Here is a 16,484-nt window from a genome sequence, read left to right as displayed (position 1 = left end):
GGGACGGACCCAGACCCCTTCGAGGAGCCCCATGTCTCACCCCCTCACGCGCCGGATCGCCCAGGCCGCGCTCGTCGTGGCCGCCGGAGCGACCCCGCTGGTCGCGGCCGGCTCCGCGTCCGCCCTGGGCGGGGACGCCCTGCTTCCCAAGAGCGACCTCGCGGCGCCGCTGGGCCAGCTGACCAACACCGACACCGGTTCCACCCTGCAGCACACCACCCACCAGCTCGGCCACGCCGCCGGCACCACCGGCGCGGCCACCGTCGCCGCGGGTGTGCCGGCCTCCGCCGACACCGCCGGCGACATCGTCGCCCACCAGTTCCCCGCGGCGAACGAGAAGGCCGGCTCGCTGACCGCCCCGGTCGACCAGACCGCCGCCACCACCGGCCAGCTCTCCTCCGTCACCCCGAAGGTCGCCTCGGGGCTGACCGGCAAGCTCGGCGAGGCCGTCACCGGCAAGGGCATGGGTGTGGGCACCCGCAGCGCCAACGCCGGCGCCGGCCCGGTCGGCGGGCTCGGCCAGGCGGGCGCCGTCGCCCAGGCGCTGCCCGGCGCCGACAAGCTCTCCGGCGCCGTCCCCGGCACCAACGCCGTCACCGACGCGCTGCCGGTCGGCTCGGTGGAGCGCGCGCTGCCGGTCGGCTCGGTCGAGCACGCCCTGCCCGGCGACCTGCCCGGCACCGACGTCCTGGGCCTCGCGGAGCACGGCTCGGCGAACCGCCTCGGCGGCGCCGACCTCGGCCCGAACAACCCGCTCTCCGGCCTGACCGGCGCGCTCGGCCCGGTCGGCGGCCTGCTGGGCGGCGCGAACGGCGGCGGCATCAGCGGCCTGCCGCTGTAGTCCCGACGCGCCGGGGCGTGTCGTGCGGGTCTTGTCGGACCCGGCGGAGATCCGCAGGACACGCTCCGACCCCCACGGCGGAGGGGCCGGTGTTCCACTCGGAACACCGGCCCCTCCGGCGTGTCGTCAGCGCGCCGCGTTCAGCCGCTCGACGGCCGCGGCGACCCGCTCGTCGGTCGCGGTGAAGGCGACCCGGACGAAGCGTTCGCCGGCCGGCCCGTAGAAGTCGCCGGGCGCCACCAGGATGCCCAGCCGGGCCAGTTCGGCCACGGTCTCCCAGCACGGGCGGTCCTGGGTCGCCCACAGGTAGAGGCTCGCCTCGGAGTGCTCGACCCGGAAGCCGTACGCCTCCAGCGCCGCCCGCAGCGCCGAGCGCCGGGCCGCGTACCGCTCCCGCTGCTCGGCCACGTGCGCGTCGTCCGCCAGGGCCGCGACCGTCGCCGCCTGGACCGGCGCCGGCACGATCATGCCGCCGTGCTTGCGCACCTCCAGCAGCTCCTTGACCACCACCGGGTCGCCCGCCACGAAGGAGGCGCGGTAGCCGGCCAGGTTGGAGCGCTTGGAGAGCGAGTGGACGGCCAGCAGGCCCTCGTGCTGCGTTCCGTCGCCGGGGTCCCCGCAGACGTCCGGGTGCAGGACGGAGACCGGGTCGGCCTCCCAGCCCAGCTCCAGGTAGCACTCGTCGCTGACCAGCAGCACCCGGTGCTCCCGGGCCCACTCGACGGCGCGGCGCAGCTCGTCCTTCCCGAGCACCCGGCCGGTCGGGTTGGACGGCGAGTTCACCCAGAGCAGGCGCACCCGGGAGCCGTCCAGCTCGTCCACCGAGTCGTACGCGACCGGCTCGGCGCCGCACAGCCGGGCGCCCACCTCGTAGGTCGGGTAGGCCAGCCGCGGGTAGGCGACCTGGTCGCCCGGGCCGAGGCCGAGCTGGGTCGGCAGCCAGGCCACCAGCTCCTTGGAGCCGACGGTCGGCAGGACGGCCTGCGGGCCGATCCGCGCGCCGCAGCGGCGGTGCAGCCAGCCGGCGATCGCCTCGCGCAGCTCCAGCGGCCCCCAGACGGTCGGGTAGCCGGGCGTGTCGGTGTGGGCGGCCAGCGCCTTCTGGATCACCTCGGGGACCGGGTCGACGGGGGTGCCGACCGAGAAGTCGCAGAGACCGCCGGGGTGGGCGAGCGCGGTGGCCTTGTAGGGCTCCAGCTTGTCCCAGGGGAACACCGGGAGCCTGTCCGAAACGCGGCGCGCCGCCCCCGGGTGGCCCGGGAACGGCGCGCGCGTGCTGTTCGTGTTCACAGCTCAGTAGCCACCGATCGTCAGTGGTCGGCGTTCTGCGGCGGCAGAGCGGCGATGAACGGGTGGTCCCGCTCGATCAGGCCGAGCTTCGAGGCGCCACCGGGCGAGCCCAGGTCGTCGAAGAACTCGACGTTCGCCTTGTAGTAGTCCTTCCACTCCTCCGGAGTGTCGTCCTCGTAGAAGATCGCCTCGACCGGGCAGACCGGCTCACAAGCGCCACAGTCGACACACTCATCCGGGTGGATGTAGAGGGAACGGCTGCCCTCGTAGATGCAGTCAACCGGGCACTCTTCGATGCACGCCTTGTCCTTCACGTCGACACAAGGCTGCGCGATGACGTAGGTCACGCTGTCGTTCCTCCTCGGAAGGGCCCTGGCGGCCCGTTCTGTTCTGCTCGCGTGCGCGGTGAGCGCGGCGTCGTCGATGCCCGCCCCTAGTATCGCGGGTCTGAGACCGCAAATGCACAGGAGGTGGCCGGATCATGACTCGGGACCCGCTGGAGAGCCGTCCGGAAGTCCGGATAGATCGCTCTGACGTGGGGCGACGCGTGTCCGCGCGTCGCGTGTCGGAGTTCGTGGACGGCCGCCCGGTGTTCCGCGATGTGATCGGCGTGCTCACATCCTGGGACGATCAAGGACTCGTGATCGTACCGCGCTCGGGGGAGCCGGTCTCCTTCCCGGAGAAACTGCTGGTCGCGGGCAAGACCGTCCCGCTGTTCCCGGCCCGGCGCGCGGCACGTCCGGACGCCACGCCCGTCGAGCTGCAGCGGATCGCCGGGCGCGGCTGGCCCGGGGTCGAGCAGGAGGCGCTCGGCGAGTGGACGCTGCGGGCCGCCGCCGGGTTCACCCAGCGGGCCAACTCCGTCCAGGCACTCGGGGACCCGGGGCTGCCGCTGCCGCGGGCGCTGGCCGCCGTCCGGGACTGGTACGCGGCGCGCGGCCTGCCCGCCCTGGTCGAGGTGGTCACGCCCGGGGCGGCGGACGAACTGCGGGCGCTGCTGGGCCCGCTGCGCTCACCGACCCTGGTGCGCACGGCGCCGCTGGCCGGGGTGGCGCGGGCCGGCTCCGGGCACGACAGGGTGCGGCTCTCACGGACGGCGGACGCGGAGTGGATGTCGCTGTACGGGCGGCTGAGCGAGGACCCGGCGGTGCGGGAGGCGGCCCGGTGGGTGCTGCACGGTGGCCCGTCGGTCTGGTTCGCCACCGTGCCGGGAGCCCCCGGGCAGCCACCGCTGGCGATCGGGCGCTGTGTCATCGACGGGCCCTGGGCCTGCTTCGGCGCGATCGAGGTCCAGCCGTACGCCCGGCGGGCGGGGCTGGCGACGACGGTCATGGCGGTGCTCGCCGCCCGGGCGGCCGAGGAGGGCGCGAGCGGCGCGTACCTGCAGGTCGAGGCCGGCAACGACGGGGCGATCGCGCTCTATGACGGACTCGGCTTCACGACCAGTCACACTTACCACTACGCACCCGTGCCCCAGGGGTAGCCGCCCGACCGTTACGCCCTTGTTTGTCCGCTTGTCCGTCCGTCGTACGAAGGCCGTCGTCGTCACCGTGACCGAGCAGAGCAGAGACCGCTTCCGGACCGCCGCCCGCGCCGATCAGCCCGACCCGGTGCTGCTCTGCGTACTCGCCGCCGCCGAACACGGCCCGGTCCTCGACCCGGGCGACCCGGGCGAGCCGCCCGGCGTGGACGCCCTGCTCGCCGCCTGCGAGGCCGCGCTGGACCGGCACGCGGCGGCGGTACGGCTCGCCGTGGCCGAACGCTCGCCGTCCGGGCCGGAGGAGACCGCCGCCCTGCTCGCCGCCGTCCTCGGCGGGCGGGAGCGGTTCCACGGGCGGCAGTCCGACTACCGGCGGCTGGAGTCCTCGCTGCTGCCGGACGTGCTGCGGCGGCGGCGCGGGCTGCCGATCATGCTCTCGCTGGTGTGGATGGCGGTCGGGCGGCGGGCCGGACTCACCGTCCACGGCATCGCGCTGCCCGGCCACTTCATCGTCGCGGTCGGCGGCCCGGCCGGCGGCGAGGAGTACGTGCTCGCCGACCCCTTCCACGGCGGCCGGCTGCTCGACCCCGCCGACGTCGAGCAGTTGGTCGCCGCCGCCGGGCACGACTTCACCCCCGACCTGCTCACCCCGGCCCAGCCGCTGGACATCGTGCTGCGGGTGCTCGGCAACATCCGGGTCTGGGCCGCCGACCGCCCCGAGCACGCCCGCACCCAGCTGTGGGCCGCCGAGCTCGCCCTGCTGCTCCCCCGGCACCCCGCCCAGCTGCGCCTGGAGCGGGCCGAACTCCTGGTGCGGATGGGGGACTTCCTCGGCGGATCGGCGGAGATGGACGCCTACGCGCAGATCCTGGACGCCTTCGACCCGGACGGCGCCGCCAAGGTCCGCCAGGAGGCCCGGGCGGCCCGGCACCGGCTCAACTAACGGCTTACAGCCAGCCCTTCTCGCGGGCGATCCGGACCGCCTCGGTGCGGTTGCGGGCCTCGGTCTTCTGGATCGCCATCGAGAGGTAGTTGCGGACCGTCCCCTCCGACAGGTGCAGCCGCTTGGCGATGTCCGCGTTCACCGCCCCGTCGGCGGCCGCGCCCAGGACGTCCCGCTCGCGCGGGGTCAGCGGGTTGGCACCCTCGGCCAGCGCGGCCGCCGCCAGCACCGGGTCGATCACCCGCTCACCGCGCAGCACCCGGCGGATCGCCTCGGCGAGCTCCGAGGCGGGCGCGTCCTTCACCAGGAAGGCGTCCGCACCGGACTCCATCGCCCGGCGCAGATAGCCGGGGCGGCCGAAGGTCGTCGCGATGACCACCTTCGTCCGGGGCGCTCGGCGGCGCAGCTCGGCGGCCGCCTCGATGCCCGTCATGCCCGGCATCTCGATGTCCAGCACGGCGACCTGCACGTCGTTCCCCAGCACCGCCGCCACCACCTCGTCCCCGCGGCCCACCTGCGCGACGACGTCGATGTCCCCCTCCAGCCCGAGCAACGCCGCCAGCGCCTCGCGGACCATGCCCTGGTCCTCGGCGAGCAGCACGCGGATCGAGGGGCTGTTCTCTGTGGTACCCATGGCCATGACCTTAGAGGGCCTGTCAGGAAACGGGCTTGAGTCTCCGGCGGGGGGGGGGGAGACCGTACCGCGGCGCCCGTGGACGGCCGGCCGGTGCGGGCGAGCCTGCGGAAGGTATTCGGGTGGTTCACCGAGGCCCTGCGCAGCAGACTGGCCGGATGCCGACCCTGGAGCCCCTCCGCCCCGACCACGCCGACGCCCTGCTCGCCTTCGAACGCGCCAACCGGGCCTGGTTCGCCCGTACCGTCCCCGACCGGGGTGACGCCTACTTCGCCGAGTTCCCGGCCCGCCACGCCGCCCTCCTCGCCGAACAGGCGGCCGGAACCTGCCGGTTCCACGTCATCCTGGACGCCGACGGCGCCCTGGTCGGCCGGATCAACCTGGTCGACCTCGTCGACGGCGGCGCCGAACTCGGCTACCGCATCGCCGAATCCGCCGCCGGTCGGGGCCTCGCCACCGCCGCCGTCGCCGAGCTCTGCCGCCTCGCCGCCACCGCCTACGGCCTTCGGTCCCTGACCGCCGCCACCACCCTCGACAACCCCGCCTCCCAGGCCGTCCTCACCCGCAACGGGTTCGCGGTCACCGGGGACTTCCTCCTCGGCGAGCGCCCCGCCCTGCGCTATCACCGGGACCTGGACCGGGTGGGACTGGCATGATGGCGGGCATGACGACCTACCGAAAGGCCGATGCCGCGTAAGCGGCCCGGCGCCTTGCGCGCCCACGTCGATCGCGCCCGCCGCTGGGACACCGCTGCGCCGGTCCGGATTCGCGGGCTCTCGACCTCGACCAGCCTCGCCGTCCACCGGTACGAGCGACTGACCACCTCGTACTACGCGTTCCCCGGCGCCACGGCGATCGCCCTGTGGCGGTACCGCCTGTTCCTCGACCCGCCGGGCACCCGCCCGCGCTACCCGAGCCCGTCCGCGTGCGGCTGCCGTGGCTGCTCGTTCGACGACGTCCGGCACGCCCGCGACGTCCTGGACGAGGTGCTGTCCGCTCTTCCACCGGGGCCGCGGGCCGAACTCTCCCGACTCATCCGCCCCCTGGACGCGGCCTACCTCCGTCGCACCCTGCCCGATCCCTTCGCCGACCGCCGCTATTCGGACGCGTGGTGGTACCGCCGTCTCGGCGAACAGTGGGAGTGCGGGGAGGGAGGCCGGCGGGGCCGACTCCCCACGGCGGTCGCCTGAGTGCACGCACCCGCACCGGCCGGAACGAGGCCCGCGTGGGTGCGGTCACTCGTACCGGAGTCCCGGTAGGGGCCGCGCTCGTCCCAGCGGCGCCCTTGAGGATCCCTAGCCCACCTTCGAGGACTCCGGGGCCGCCGCCGGCACCGTCCGCAGCGGCACCGAGGCCCGCATCCTGAAGCCCTTCCCGCGCTCCCCCGGCCCGGTCTCCAGCCGCCCGCCGACCAGCGCCAGCCGCTCCTCCAGCCCGGACAGCCCGTTGCCCGGCTGGGACTTGCCCGGCCCCCGCCCGTCGTCGGTGATCTCCAGGACGGCGTACCGCTCGCCCCTCGTCTCCCAGCTCTCGTCCGCCGTCACCGTGCAGACGGTGGCGCCCTCGCCGTGCCGGACGATGTTGGTGACGGCCTCGCGCAGCGCCCACGCCAGCGCGCCGGCCTCCTCGTTGGCCAGCGACGGCCAGGCGTCCACCAACTCCGGAGCGGCCTCCAGCCGCACCTGCGCGGCGGCCAGGGCGGTCCGGGCGGCGGCGAGCTCGACCGGCAGGGTCGGACGGCGGAAGCCGGTGACGGCCTCCCGGACGTCGATCAGCGACTGGCGGGCGACCTGTTCGATGTCGGCGACCTGAGCCCGCGCCGCCTCGTCCTTGCCGGCGTCCATGAACCGCCCGGCCAGCTCGCTCTTCAGGGTGATCAGCGAGAGCGAGTGCCCGAGCAGGTCGTGCAGGTCGCGGGCGAGCCGCAGCCGTTCCTCGGAGGCGGCCAGGTGGGCGACGGCCGCGCGGGCCTCGCGCAGCTCCTTCATGGTGGCGACCAGCCGCTGCAGGCCGGTCATCGCGACGCCGGAGAGGAAGGCGGTGAGGGCGAAGGTGGTGATGTTGTCCGCACTGGCGTGGATCAGCAGGCCGACCACGGCGGCGAGCCCGGCCATGCCGCCGAGGGCGGCCAGCGCGTAGTTCGCCGGTGTGATGATCGCGACGCACACCGAGGCGTAGATGAAGAGGGTCAGGAAGGCTTCGCCGAGGATGAAGGGGGCGGTGGCCGCGAGCGCGACCATCGTCCCGACGATCACCTGGCAGGCCCGCGGCCGCATCCCCGCCTGCGAACGGAAGATCACCAGCAGGATGTACGCCGCCACGAACGCGCCCAGGCAGCACCAGCCGAGCACCTGGGCCGCCGGGCTGTGGTTCCTGTTCAGCAGGTTGCCCGCCGGGTAGACCAGGTAGAACATCCACAGCAGCATCCAGGCGACCTTGACCAGCAGCTGCCGCCGGGTCTCCGCCGGGGCTCCGGGGACGTTCATGAACGACACCCGCGCCACACCCGCCTCCGGCCGCTCGTCGGTGCGGTGGGTCCGGCGCGCGTCACTCATGTCGATCATCATGCCTGGCGGGTGTCACGGCGGTACAGGGCCGCGGCAGCGGCCACGAACACCGCGAGGAAGACGGCCAGCCCGGCGACCGCGACGGTGTCCAGGGAGTGCCCGGGCTGGGTGAAGCCGGCCAGCTTGTTGTACAGGTACACCGGGTTGAACCGGGCGTACGTCTCCAGCGAGCCGCTCACCGGGAACCAGGTGCCGCCGAACAGCGACATCAGCATGTACGTGATCATCACGATGGTCTGCACCGAGTCCGGCGCCGCCGCGTAGCCGAGCGCCACCCCGAGCGCGGCGAAGACGAAGCTACCCAGCCACAGCGCGGCCGCCAGCCCGATCCACTGCACCGCGCCGAGCTCGACGCCCTGGCTCGCGCCGACCGCGAAGACCACCAGGATCGCCGGCAGTGTGGTCACCGCGCTCGCGCCGATCTTGCCGAAGGTGTACGCCCGGCCCGGCAGCGCGGTCAGCCGCAACTGGCGCACCCAGCCGCTCTTGCGCTCCAGCGAGATCCGCTGCGCGCTGCCGGTGAGGACCGCGCCGACCGCGCCGAAGGTGGCCATCGAGACCATGAAGTACGTCTTCACCGGCAGGCCGCCGGCCAGCTTGTCGGAGCTGTAGGCGTGGATGAAGAAGAAGTACATCAGCGCCGGGTAGGCGATGGTGAAGAGCAGGTAGCGCCGGTTGCGGAGGGTCCGCAGGATCTCCAGCTTGATCAGGGTGGTCATCGCACGCTCTCCTTCTCGGCGCCGGCCTCGCGGTCCAGCTCGCCCGTGATGGTCAGGAAGGCCTGCTCCAGGCCGACCCCGGCGACCTCCAGCCCGCGCGGGTACAGCCCCGCCCGGTAGATGCCGGCCACGCTCGCGTCGGCGTCCGCGGTGCGGATCCGCACCGTCCGCACCCCCGGGACCCTCGCGGTGACGTCCAGCGACTGGACGCCCGGCAGCGCGCGCAGCACGGCCTCCTCGAACTGGCCGGCGGCCGGGGCGAAGTCGGCGTCATGGAGTTCGAAGGCGATCCGGCGGGCCCCGGCGCGCGCCTTGATCTCCGCGGAGCTGCCGTCGGCGATCAGCCGGCCCCGGTGCAGCACCAGGACGCGGTCGGCGATCGAGTCGGCCTCCTCCAGGTAGTGGGTGGCGAACAGCACCGTGCGACCGGCGTCGGCCTGCGCCCGCATGCTCACCCAGAACGCCTGCCGGACGCTGACGTCCATGCCGGTGGTGGGCTCGTCGAGCACGATCAGGTCGCTCTCGCCCGCGATCGCCAGGGCGAAGCGGACCCGCTGCTCCTGGCCGCCGGACAGCTTGTCGACCCGGCGGTCGGCGATCTCGGTGATCCCGGCGTCGGTCAGCACCCCCGTGACCGACCGACCGCTCGGGTGCACCTTGCAGGCGAGCTCGACCAGCTCGCGGACCTTGACGTCGGTCATCAGCCCGCCGCTCTGCAGCATCGCGCCGACCCGGCCGGCCGCGATCGCCTCCCGCGGGGTGCCGCCGAACAGCGTGACGCTGCCCTGGTCGGGCTCGCGCAGGCCGAGCAGCAGGTCCAGGCTGGTGGACTTCCCGGCGCCGTTCGGGCCGAGCAGGGCGACGGTCTCGCCCGGCCGCAGCACGAGGTCCAGTCCGTCCACGGCGCGCACCCGCCCGTAGCTCTTGCCGACGCCTCGGAAGGCGGCCACCTCGGTCCCCATCGCCCCGCTCCTCTCCCCTGAAGGTGTCGCGTGCGGCGCTGTCCGCACCACCTCAGAGTCCCGCGCGGGCGGGGGCCGACGGCAGTGTCGGCCGTCGTGCCTTCGGCATGACGGATGTCATGCCGGCGGCCGGTACCCCCGTCACACCCGAGGGGACAGAAGGGGGACCGGCCGCCGAATCCGCTGGTCAGAAGGGCTCTACAGCCCCAGCGAGCGCTTCACGAAGTCGACCTGGAGCAGCAGCAGGTTCTCCGCGACCTCCTCCTGCGGGGTCATGTGGGTGACGCCCGACAGCGGCAGCACGGTGTGCGGGCGGCCGGCCGCGAGCAGTGCCGAGGAGAGCCGCAGGGTGTGGGCGGCCACCACGTTGTCGTCCGCGAGGCCGTGAATGATCATCAGCGGGCGCTCCAGCCCGGCCGCGTAGCCGTTCAGCGAGTTCGCCCGGTACACCTCGGGCCGCTCGGCCGGGTGGCCCAGGTAGCGCTCGGTGTAGTGGGTGTCGTACAGCTCCCAGTCGGTCACCGGCGCCCCGGCCACCGCCGCGTGGAACACGTCCGGGCGGCGCAGCACCGCGAGCGCGGCGAGGTAGCCGCCGTACGACCAGCCGCGGATGGCGACCCGGTCGAGGTCGAGCGGGAACTCCCCGGCGAGCGCCTGGAGCGCGTCCACCTGGTCGTCCAGGGTGGCCCCGGCGAAGTCGAAGGCGATCGACTTCTCCCAGGCCGGCCCGCGCCCGGGGGTGCCGCGGCCGTCGGCGACGATCACCGCGAAGCCCTGGTCGGCGAACCACTGCGAGTTGAGGTGCGGGTTGTGCGCCTGGACGACGCGCTGGCCGTGCGGGCCGCCGTACGGGTCCATCAGGACGGGCAGCAGGCCGTCGCGCTCGCGGTCGTAGCCGGTGGGCAGGAAGACGGCGGCCGGGACGCGGCGCTCGCCGGCGAAGCGGAAGACCGGGCGGGCGGTGATGACCGGGGTCTCGGCGTGGGAGGCGATGACGGCGACATCGTCGACCACCACGCCCTCCGGCAGGTCGCGGGCGACCTGGACCAGGGTGCCGGGCAGGTCGGGCTCGGCGGTGGCCCGGACGGTGATCCCGCCCGCGTGCACCGCGCTGGTGACGGAGGTGAACGGACGGCCGTTGGAAGACTCCCAGGCCAGCCGCTTGCCGTCGTGGCTGATCCGGCCGACGGCGATCCAGCCGGGCTCGGGGTCGGTCTCCCCGGCACCGCCGGAGGCGCTGAAGAACACCTCCTCCTCGGTGACCGCGATGACCGACCGGACGTGCAGGTCGGCCCCGGTGACGGCCTGGTCGCCGACCACCAGCGCCCGCACGCCGCCCTCGTCGGAGATCCGGACCAGCTTGCCGTCCGGGGTCCAGGCCGGGACGCCCGGGAAAGCCTCCAGCCAGGCGTCGTCGCGCTCCTCGAACAGCACCTCGGTGGCGCCGGTGGCCACGTCCAGGCCGAGGATGCGCTGTGCGCGCTGGTCGCGGGACTCGACCAGCAGCAGCGGCACGCCGCCCTTGGACCAGTGCACCCGGGCCAGGTACGGGAAGGCCTCGCGGTCCCAGGACACCTCGGTGCGCCCGCCGTGCAGGTCGAGCACCCAGAGGCCGACCTCGGCGTTGGCGGTGCCGGCCGCCGGGTAGGCGACCTCGGCGGGCTCGCGGTCCGGATTGGCCGGGTCGGCGATCCACCAGCGACGCACCGGGCCGTCGTCGGCGCGCTCGACCAGCAGCCGGTCGCTCTCCGGGGACCACCAGAAGCCGCGGTCGCGGTCCATCTCCTCCTGGGCGATGAACTCGGCCTGCCCCCAGGTGACGTTCGGGCCGTCCGGCTCGGCGAGCGCCCGGTCGCCACCGCCGTCGGTGCGGGTCAGCCGCAGCTCACCGACGGTGTTGGCATAGGCGACGTGTGAGCCGTCCGGGGAGAGCCGCGGGTCCAACAGCGGTCCGCGGGCCGGCAGTTCGGCGGTGGCGCCGGTGGCCAGGTCGGCGGTGAACAGCCGGCCGGACAGCGCGAAGGCGGCCAGTCGGCCGTCCGCGTCCAGGGCGTAGCCGACGATGCCGGCCGAGCCCTCGCGGCTGCGCTCGCGACGGGCCTTCTCGGCCGGCGAGAGGTCCTCCTCGCCGCCGCCGAGCAGGACGGCCGGGTCGGCGGCGATCCGCTCCTCGCCGGTCGCGGTGTCGAGGGTCCAGAGCAGGTTGGCCCGGTCGCTGCCCGAGAGCGAGCGGAGGAAGACGACCCGCGAGCCGTCCGGTGCGACGGAGAAGGAGCGGGGCGCGCCGACGGTGTAGCGCAGGGTCCGCGCGTACTGCCGGGGGAAGGTGTCCGCAGGGGTGTGGGAGGTCATGGCACCAGACCCTACGACGGCGGACTCTCACTGCCGGGTGACTGGTGATCACTCGTTCGGAGCATCGTTCCCAAGTACGCCCTAAAGGGGTCCAAACCCCCTCCGACCGGCCCATGCGCCCCGGGAGCGCCCCGACGCCCCGGCACGCGTGGGCTCACTGAATGTAATGCTCCCCTTACCCATCGGGTATGACTGGTCGGGCGAGTGATCGTCGGGCCCGTCCCGACCCCCGGTCACCCGACCCCGATTCCCGTACGGTCCCACCGCCGCCCTCCCCGGGGGGTCGGCGCCCGAGAAGGGGCATGAGCCGACATGGCCATGAACATCTCCGCAGTCGTGCTGATGCTGACGATCGTGGTGGTGCTGATCCGCCGCTCCAGCCTGAAGCTGGCGCACGCCATCGTCTGCGCACTGCTCGGCTTCTACCTGGCCTCCAGCTCGATCGCCCCGTCGATCACCCAGGTCACCAGCAACCTCGCCGGAATGATCAACGGCCTGAAGCTCTAGCACCCTCCGGCCGGTGGGCAAGGGCCTGCCGCCGAACTCGTCCCTGCGGGGCCCGCCCTCCGGCCGGTGGTTAGGCTTCCTCCCATGACCGCGACTACCGGCCGCAGCCTCCTCCTGGTCCACGCCCATCCCGACGACGAGTCGATCGGCAACGGCGCCACCATGGCCCGGTACGCCGCCGAGGGCGCCCGGGTGACGCTGGTGACCTGCACCCTCGGCGAGGGCGGCGAGGTGATCCCGCCGGGGCTGGCCCATCTGACGGCCGATCGGGAGGACGCCCTCGGCGCGTACCGGATCGGCGAGTTGACCGAGGCGATGCGCGCCCTCGGCGTCACCGACTTCCGCTTCCTCGGCGGCCCGGGGCGCTATCGCGACTCCGGGATGATGGGCGTGCCCGACAACGACGTCCCCGGCTGCTTCTGGCGGGCCGACGTGGACGAGGCGGCCGGCCACCTGGTCGCGGTCATCCGCGAGGTGCGGCCGCAGGTGCTGGTCACCTACGACGAGAACGGCGGCTACGGGCACCCGGACCACATCCAGGCGCACCGGGTCGCGATGCGCGCGTACGAGCTGGCCGCCGACCCGGCGCACCGCCCGGAGCTGGGCGGGGCCTGGCGGATCGCCAAGGTGTACTGGAACCGGATGCCCCGCTCGGTGATCGAGGCCGGGCTCGCCGCGGCCGCCGCCGAGGCGTCCTTCCCCGGCGTCGCCCAGCCCGCCGACGTGCCCGGGGTGGTCGCCGACGGGGCGGTCACCACGGTGCTGGACGGCGCCGCGTACGTCGGCCACAAGGCCGCCGCGATGGCCGCACACGCCACCCAGATCACCGTGGACGGCGCCTTCTTCGCGCTCTCCAACGACCTCGGCCAGCCGCTGTTCGCCACCGAGTACTACCAGCTGGTGCACGGCCAGGCCGGGCCGGAGCGGCCCGAGCGCGACCTGTTCGAGGGCCTGGACCACGTCACCGCGACCGCCACTGAGGAGAGCGCCCGATGACCGCGCCCGCCACGCCGCCGCGCCGCTCGTTCGCGGCCGCCGTCCTCGGCACCCAGAAGGAGCGGCTGGCCGAGCCTCAACCCCCGCGCGCCGCCCGGATCGCGGTGTATGTCCTGTTCTTCCTGCTGGGCATCGCGGTGTCGATCTGCGGATCCTTTGTGCAGGCCCTGTGGCCGCCGGTGGGAGTTCTGCTGGCGCTCGCCGCGAGCGCCGCGACCTTCTACGCGGGCCTGCGGATCACCGGCACCCGGCTCGGCGCCGCGATGCCCGCGGCCGGCTGGTTCCTGGCGATGCTGCTGATGATGGTGCCCCGGCCGGAGGGCGACAACGTGCTGTGGTCCAACCCCACCTCGCTGGCCTGGCTGTTCGCCGGCTCGGTCCTGGGCGTGATCTGCGCCACCCTGCCCACCCGGAACAGCTGGCTGCCCGGGGTGCCCAACCCCCCGCGCTGACCCGGCCCGCGAACGGCGTACGGTACCGCGTACGACGCGCAGTCAGGGCCACACGGCCGTACTCTCATACCGGAGGAACCGGACGTATCAGGATCTGTCCGTAGCCGTTCACCGCTCAGTTCTTCCCAGTATGGTGGTCCCGCAGTACGACGTCCCCGACCGCCGCCCGCCCGCCCGAGGCCCGGCGACCACGAACCGCGGTCGCGCCGCACGGCCCGCCCGCGAACCCGGAGCAGAGCAGCATTGAGCAGCCGCGAATCTGACAACGCCAACCCGACGCCCCGGCGTACGGGTCCGGACGCCTACCCGTCGGGCACGCCGCCCTACGGCACCCCGGGCCTCCCCGGCGGCGACCGGGCCGCGGCCGGTGCCGACCACGGCACCGCGTCGGGCGGCGAGGACGACGGTCCGAAGACCGAGACCACCTTGACCACCCGGGTCCGGATCAACATCCCCGGCTCGCGCCCGATCCCGCCGGTCGTCGTCCGCAGCGCCGTCAAGAACGAGGACGGCCCGGGCGACCAGGCCCCGGCCGCCGCCGAGCCGGGCGGCCCGCGGCACCGCTCCGCGCCCGCCTCGCCCGTCCTCGGCGTGATGGACGGCGGCGGCACGGCCACCCCGCCGAACCTGCCGCCGGAGTGGCAGATCCCGCCGATCCCGCCGGCGACCTCCGAGTCCGAGTCCACCGGCGCCTGGTTCCGGCCGCGGCAGAAGAAGGCCGCCGAGCCCGCCCCGGCCGCCGTGCCGGCCGGCGCCCCGAGCGCGCCGGAGGCCGCGGTCGCGCCCGGCACCGTCGCCGAGGCCCGTCCGCAGGGCGCCCCGAACGGTGCCCGACCGGCCGCGGCCGCCGCTGCGGCCCGTCCGAACGGCCGCCCGGTGCCCGCCCCGGGCAAGTCGCCGAACCAGGCCGCTCCCGCGCCCGCTTCGCCGTACGGCGTCGAGACGCCGGCCGAGGAGCCCGGCGTGTACGAGGCCGCCGACCCCTTCGCGCCGGTCGCCGACCCGTTCGCCCCGACCGGCCCCGCCGCCGGTGCGCGCGGCCCGCGCGGCGGCCGCCGCCAGCCGCAGGCCCCGCAGCCGAACGCGGCCCGGCAGGACGCGCCCCAGTCGAACCGGCCGGACCAGCCGAACGGCCCCCGGCCGAACCGGCGGCAGCAGAACGGCCCGCAGGGCGCGCCGGGGCTGAACGGCCGCCCGCAGGGCCCGGCCGCCGAGCCCAGCGCGGAGGACACCTCCATGGACGGCTTCGCGCCGATCCGGGAGAACACCCCGCCGCCGGCCGCCATACCCGGCCTGCCCCGGAACGGCGCCCCGCGCGGCGCCGACGCCCGTCCGCAGCCGGGCCTGTTCGCCTCGGCCCCGACCGGCGCCGACCCGTTCGCCACCCAGCGTCCGGCCGCCCCCGGCCAGGACGCCTTCGGCGCCCCGGCGGCCCCCGGCGGGCTCTTCCCGGGCGCGCCGCAGCCCGCCCCGGGCGGTCCCCGGCAGGCCGGGCGCGACCCGGAGACCACCGCGGTCACCCCGCTGCCGACCCCGGGCCCCGAGGCGACCCGGCCCGGTCCGGGTGCTCCGGGCGGTCCCGTCCCGCCCGGTCCCGCCGGGCAGTCCGCCCCCGCGCCCGCCCCGGCTCCGGCCAAGAGCGAGCCCGCCGCCCCCGCCAAGGGCAAGGGCAAGGCCAAGGGCGGCGGCACCAAGAAGCTGGCCAAGCTCGGCGTCTACGCGATCGGCGGTGTGCTCTTCCTCGGCGCCGCCGCGTACGGCACCGGCCTGATGCTGAACCAGTCGGACGTCCCCAAGGGCACCGTGGTGCTCGGCACCGACATCGGCGGCAACAGCCGCGACCAGGCGATCCACTCGCTGGACGACTCGGTCGGCAAGGCCGGGCAGCAGCCGCTCAAGCTGAAGATCGGCGACCAGACCGTCAACCTCGACCCGACGGTCGCCGGACTGAGCTTCGACACCACGGCCACCGTGGACGGCCTCGCCGCGCACAGCTACAACCCGGTCGACGTCATCAAGTCGCTCCAGGGCGGCAGCAAGGCGGTCGCACCGGAGGTCCGGGTCGACCGGGCCAAGCTCAAGGCCGCGCTGGACTCGCTGGCGGCCGGCTCGGGCCAGGGCCTGCAGGAGGGCTACGTCAAGTTCGCCGACAACGGCGACCCGGTCGTGGTCCCCGGCAAGGCCGGCCAGGCGGTGGACTCCAACGCCGCCCTGGACGTGGTCGAGCAGGCCTACCGCGACCGCGCCGCCGGCAAGCCCGACCAGCCGATCGCACTCGCCGTCACGGCCGCCCAGCCCAAGGTCTCCACCCAGGCCCTGCAGGCCGCCGCGGACAGCCTCGGCAAGCAGGTCACCAACGGCAAGATCCACATCGTGGCCGGCACCAAGCCCTGGGACTTCGGCGGCAAGACCGCCTCCAAGGCGCTCACGCTGGTTCCGGACGCCTCCGGCAAGATCGTGCCCAAGTGGGACCTCGACGCGCTGAACTCCCAGCTGAACGGCGTGTTCGACAAGGTGAAGGTCAAGAAGAACGGCCAGTCCGGCACGCTCACCCCGCAGGACGTCGCGGACGCCGTCGCCTCGCTGTTCGACAAGACCGGCGACAAGGACCGCACCTTCAAGTTCCCCGCCGCCTGACGGACCGGACACGAACGAGGGGCGGGCCCGCTGCCGCGATGACGGCAGGCGGCCCCGCCCCTCGACAACTCCCCCTCCCGGTCAGCAAGATGTGACGCCACACC

The 16,484-nt window shown here is 74.4% G+C and carries 16 protein-coding genes; 9 read left to right on the top strand and 7 right to left on the bottom strand.

Annotated elements, in window-relative coordinates:
- Nucleotides 1-31: 31 nt before the first annotated feature.
- A complete protein-coding gene (locus tag ACH4E7_RS01095) occupies nucleotides 32-841 on the top strand; it encodes a hypothetical protein (RefSeq protein WP_396246897.1) in 810 nt (269 codons plus the stop codon).
- A 126-nt stretch (nucleotides 842-967) separates the two neighbouring features.
- Here the strand turns inward: ACH4E7_RS01095 and dapC are convergent, their stop codons facing one another.
- Both dapC and fdxA read right to left on the bottom strand, forming a co-directional pair.
- Nucleotides 968-2,131, bottom strand: a complete 1,164-nt coding sequence (gene dapC / locus ACH4E7_RS01090; RefSeq protein ID WP_396246896.1) for a succinyldiaminopimelate transaminase — start codon at nucleotides 2,129-2,131, stop codon at nucleotides 968-970.
- Between the two features lie 20 nt (nucleotides 2,132-2,151).
- On the bottom strand, nucleotides 2,152-2,478 hold the full coding sequence (gene fdxA, locus ACH4E7_RS01085; RefSeq protein WP_350511846.1) for a ferredoxin: 327 nt from the start codon (nucleotides 2,476-2,478) through the stop codon (nucleotides 2,152-2,154).
- A gap of 134 nt (nucleotides 2,479-2,612) precedes the next feature.
- Between fdxA and ACH4E7_RS01080 the strand changes: the two genes are divergently transcribed.
- Both ACH4E7_RS01080 and ACH4E7_RS01075 read left to right on the top strand, forming a co-directional pair.
- Complete coding sequence (locus tag ACH4E7_RS01080; RefSeq protein WP_396246895.1) at nucleotides 2,613-3,614, top strand: GNAT family N-acetyltransferase; 1,002 nt, start codon at nucleotides 2,613-2,615, stop codon at nucleotides 3,612-3,614.
- 31 nt (nucleotides 3,615-3,645) lie between these two features.
- Nucleotides 3,646-4,554, top strand: a complete 909-nt coding sequence (locus ACH4E7_RS01075; protein ID WP_396246894.1) for a transglutaminase family protein — start codon at nucleotides 3,646-3,648, stop codon at nucleotides 4,552-4,554.
- A gap of 4 nt (nucleotides 4,555-4,558) precedes the next feature.
- On the opposite strand, the gene ACH4E7_RS01070 is transcribed toward ACH4E7_RS01075, so the two are convergent.
- Nucleotides 4,559-5,188: a response regulator transcription factor gene (locus tag ACH4E7_RS01070; RefSeq protein ID WP_396246893.1), complete on the bottom strand. Its 630-nt coding sequence runs from the start codon at nucleotides 5,186-5,188 to the stop codon at nucleotides 4,559-4,561.
- A 158-nt stretch (nucleotides 5,189-5,346) separates the two neighbouring features.
- Here ACH4E7_RS01070 and ACH4E7_RS01065 point away from each other — a divergent pair, with 158 nt between their 5' ends.
- Both ACH4E7_RS01065 and ACH4E7_RS01060 read left to right on the top strand, forming a co-directional pair.
- Nucleotides 5,347-5,844 (top strand): GNAT family N-acetyltransferase, encoded by a 498-nt coding sequence (locus tag ACH4E7_RS01065; protein WP_396246892.1) that lies wholly within the window; start codon nucleotides 5,347-5,349, stop codon nucleotides 5,842-5,844.
- Nucleotides 5,845-5,874: 30 nt separating this feature from the next.
- Nucleotides 5,875-6,378, top strand: a complete 504-nt coding sequence (locus tag ACH4E7_RS01060) for a hypothetical protein (RefSeq protein WP_396246891.1) — start codon at nucleotides 5,875-5,877, stop codon at nucleotides 6,376-6,378.
- 105 nt (nucleotides 6,379-6,483) lie between these two features.
- Here ACH4E7_RS01060 and ACH4E7_RS01055 read toward each other — a convergent pair whose 3' ends face one another.
- The 4 genes from ACH4E7_RS01055 to ACH4E7_RS01040 all read right to left on the bottom strand — a co-directional run bounded on the left by ACH4E7_RS01055 (nucleotide 6,484) and on the right by ACH4E7_RS01040 (nucleotide 11,788).
- Entirely contained in the window at nucleotides 6,484-7,743 is a 1,260-nt protein-coding gene (locus tag ACH4E7_RS01055; protein WP_396246890.1) for a histidine kinase, read from the bottom strand.
- Between the two features lie 8 nt (nucleotides 7,744-7,751).
- Entirely contained in the window at nucleotides 7,752-8,474 is a 723-nt protein-coding gene (locus ACH4E7_RS01050) for an ABC transporter permease (protein ID WP_396246889.1), read from the bottom strand.
- Nucleotides 8,471-9,436 (bottom strand): ABC transporter ATP-binding protein, encoded by a 966-nt coding sequence (locus tag ACH4E7_RS01045; protein WP_396246888.1) that lies wholly within the window; start codon nucleotides 9,434-9,436, stop codon nucleotides 8,471-8,473. Before ACH4E7_RS01045 ends, ACH4E7_RS01050 begins: the two co-directional genes overlap by 4 nt.
- A 198-nt stretch (nucleotides 9,437-9,634) precedes the next feature.
- Nucleotides 9,635-11,788, bottom strand: a complete 2,154-nt coding sequence (locus tag ACH4E7_RS01040) for a prolyl oligopeptidase family serine peptidase (protein WP_396246887.1) — start codon at nucleotides 11,786-11,788, stop codon at nucleotides 9,635-9,637.
- A gap of 312 nt (nucleotides 11,789-12,100) precedes the next feature.
- Between ACH4E7_RS01040 and ACH4E7_RS01035 the strand changes: the two genes are divergently transcribed.
- The 4 genes from ACH4E7_RS01035 to ACH4E7_RS01020 all read left to right on the top strand — a co-directional run bounded on the left by ACH4E7_RS01035 (nucleotide 12,101) and on the right by ACH4E7_RS01020 (nucleotide 16,380).
- Complete coding sequence (locus ACH4E7_RS01035; protein WP_396246886.1) at nucleotides 12,101-12,295, top strand: DUF2304 family protein; 195 nt, start codon at nucleotides 12,101-12,103, stop codon at nucleotides 12,293-12,295.
- A gap of 84 nt (nucleotides 12,296-12,379) precedes the next feature.
- A complete protein-coding gene (gene mshB / locus ACH4E7_RS01030) occupies nucleotides 12,380-13,291 on the top strand; it encodes an N-acetyl-1-D-myo-inositol-2-amino-2-deoxy-alpha-D-glucopyranoside deacetylase (protein WP_396246885.1) in 912 nt (303 codons plus the stop codon).
- Nucleotides 13,288-13,743, top strand: coding sequence for a DUF6113 family protein (locus tag ACH4E7_RS01025; RefSeq protein ID WP_396246884.1), 456 nt, complete (start codon nucleotides 13,288-13,290; stop codon nucleotides 13,741-13,743). The genes mshB and ACH4E7_RS01025 overlap by 4 nt, the downstream gene beginning before the upstream one ends.
- A gap of 243 nt (nucleotides 13,744-13,986) precedes the next feature.
- On the top strand, nucleotides 13,987-16,380 hold the full coding sequence (locus tag ACH4E7_RS01020) for a peptidoglycan binding domain-containing protein (RefSeq protein WP_396246883.1): 2,394 nt from the start codon (nucleotides 13,987-13,989) through the stop codon (nucleotides 16,378-16,380).
- The last annotated feature ends 104 nt before the right edge of the window (nucleotides 16,381-16,484 follow it).

The organism is Kitasatospora sp. NPDC018058 (assembly GCF_044327205.1).
GTDB lineage: Bacteria > Actinomycetota > Actinomycetes > Streptomycetales > Streptomycetaceae > Kitasatospora.
Note: the sequence above shows the minus strand (reverse complement) of the source record. Positions and strands in the feature narration are given on the sequence as shown.

What these genes read in the sequence shown, in the direction of transcription:
- ACH4E7_RS01095 (WP_396246897.1), top strand. Translation starts at nt 32, where the DNA reads ATGTCTCACCCCCTCACGCGCCGGATCGCCCAGGCCGCGCTCGTCGTG.
- ACH4E7_RS01080 (WP_396246895.1), top strand. Translation starts at nt 2,613, where the DNA reads ATGACTCGGGACCCGCTGGAGAGCCGTCCGGAAGTCCGGATAGATCGC.
- ACH4E7_RS01070 (WP_396246893.1), bottom strand. Translation starts at nt 5,188, where the DNA reads ATGGGTACCACAGAGAACAGCCCCTCGATCCGCGTGCTGCTCGCCGAG.
- ACH4E7_RS01065 (WP_396246892.1), top strand. Translation starts at nt 5,347, where the DNA reads ATGCCGACCCTGGAGCCCCTCCGCCCCGACCACGCCGACGCCCTGCTC.
- ACH4E7_RS01060 (WP_396246891.1), top strand. Translation starts at nt 5,875, where the DNA reads ATGCCGCGTAAGCGGCCCGGCGCCTTGCGCGCCCACGTCGATCGCGCC.
- ACH4E7_RS01055 (WP_396246890.1), bottom strand. Translation starts at nt 7,743, where the DNA reads ATGAGTGACGCGCGCCGGACCCACCGCACCGACGAGCGGCCGGAGGCG.
- ACH4E7_RS01050 (WP_396246889.1), bottom strand. Translation starts at nt 8,474, where the DNA reads ATGACCACCCTGATCAAGCTGGAGATCCTGCGGACCCTCCGCAACCGG.
- ACH4E7_RS01045 (WP_396246888.1), bottom strand. Translation starts at nt 9,436, where the DNA reads ATGGGGACCGAGGTGGCCGCCTTCCGAGGCGTCGGCAAGAGCTACGGG.
- ACH4E7_RS01040 (WP_396246887.1), bottom strand. Translation starts at nt 11,788, where the DNA reads ATGACCTCCCACACCCCTGCGGACACCTTCCCCCGGCAGTACGCGCGG.
- ACH4E7_RS01035 (WP_396246886.1), top strand. Translation starts at nt 12,101, where the DNA reads ATGGCCATGAACATCTCCGCAGTCGTGCTGATGCTGACGATCGTGGTG.
- mshB (WP_396246885.1), top strand. Translation starts at nt 12,380, where the DNA reads ATGACCGCGACTACCGGCCGCAGCCTCCTCCTGGTCCACGCCCATCCC.
- ACH4E7_RS01025 (WP_396246884.1), top strand. Translation starts at nt 13,288, where the DNA reads ATGACCGCGCCCGCCACGCCGCCGCGCCGCTCGTTCGCGGCCGCCGTC.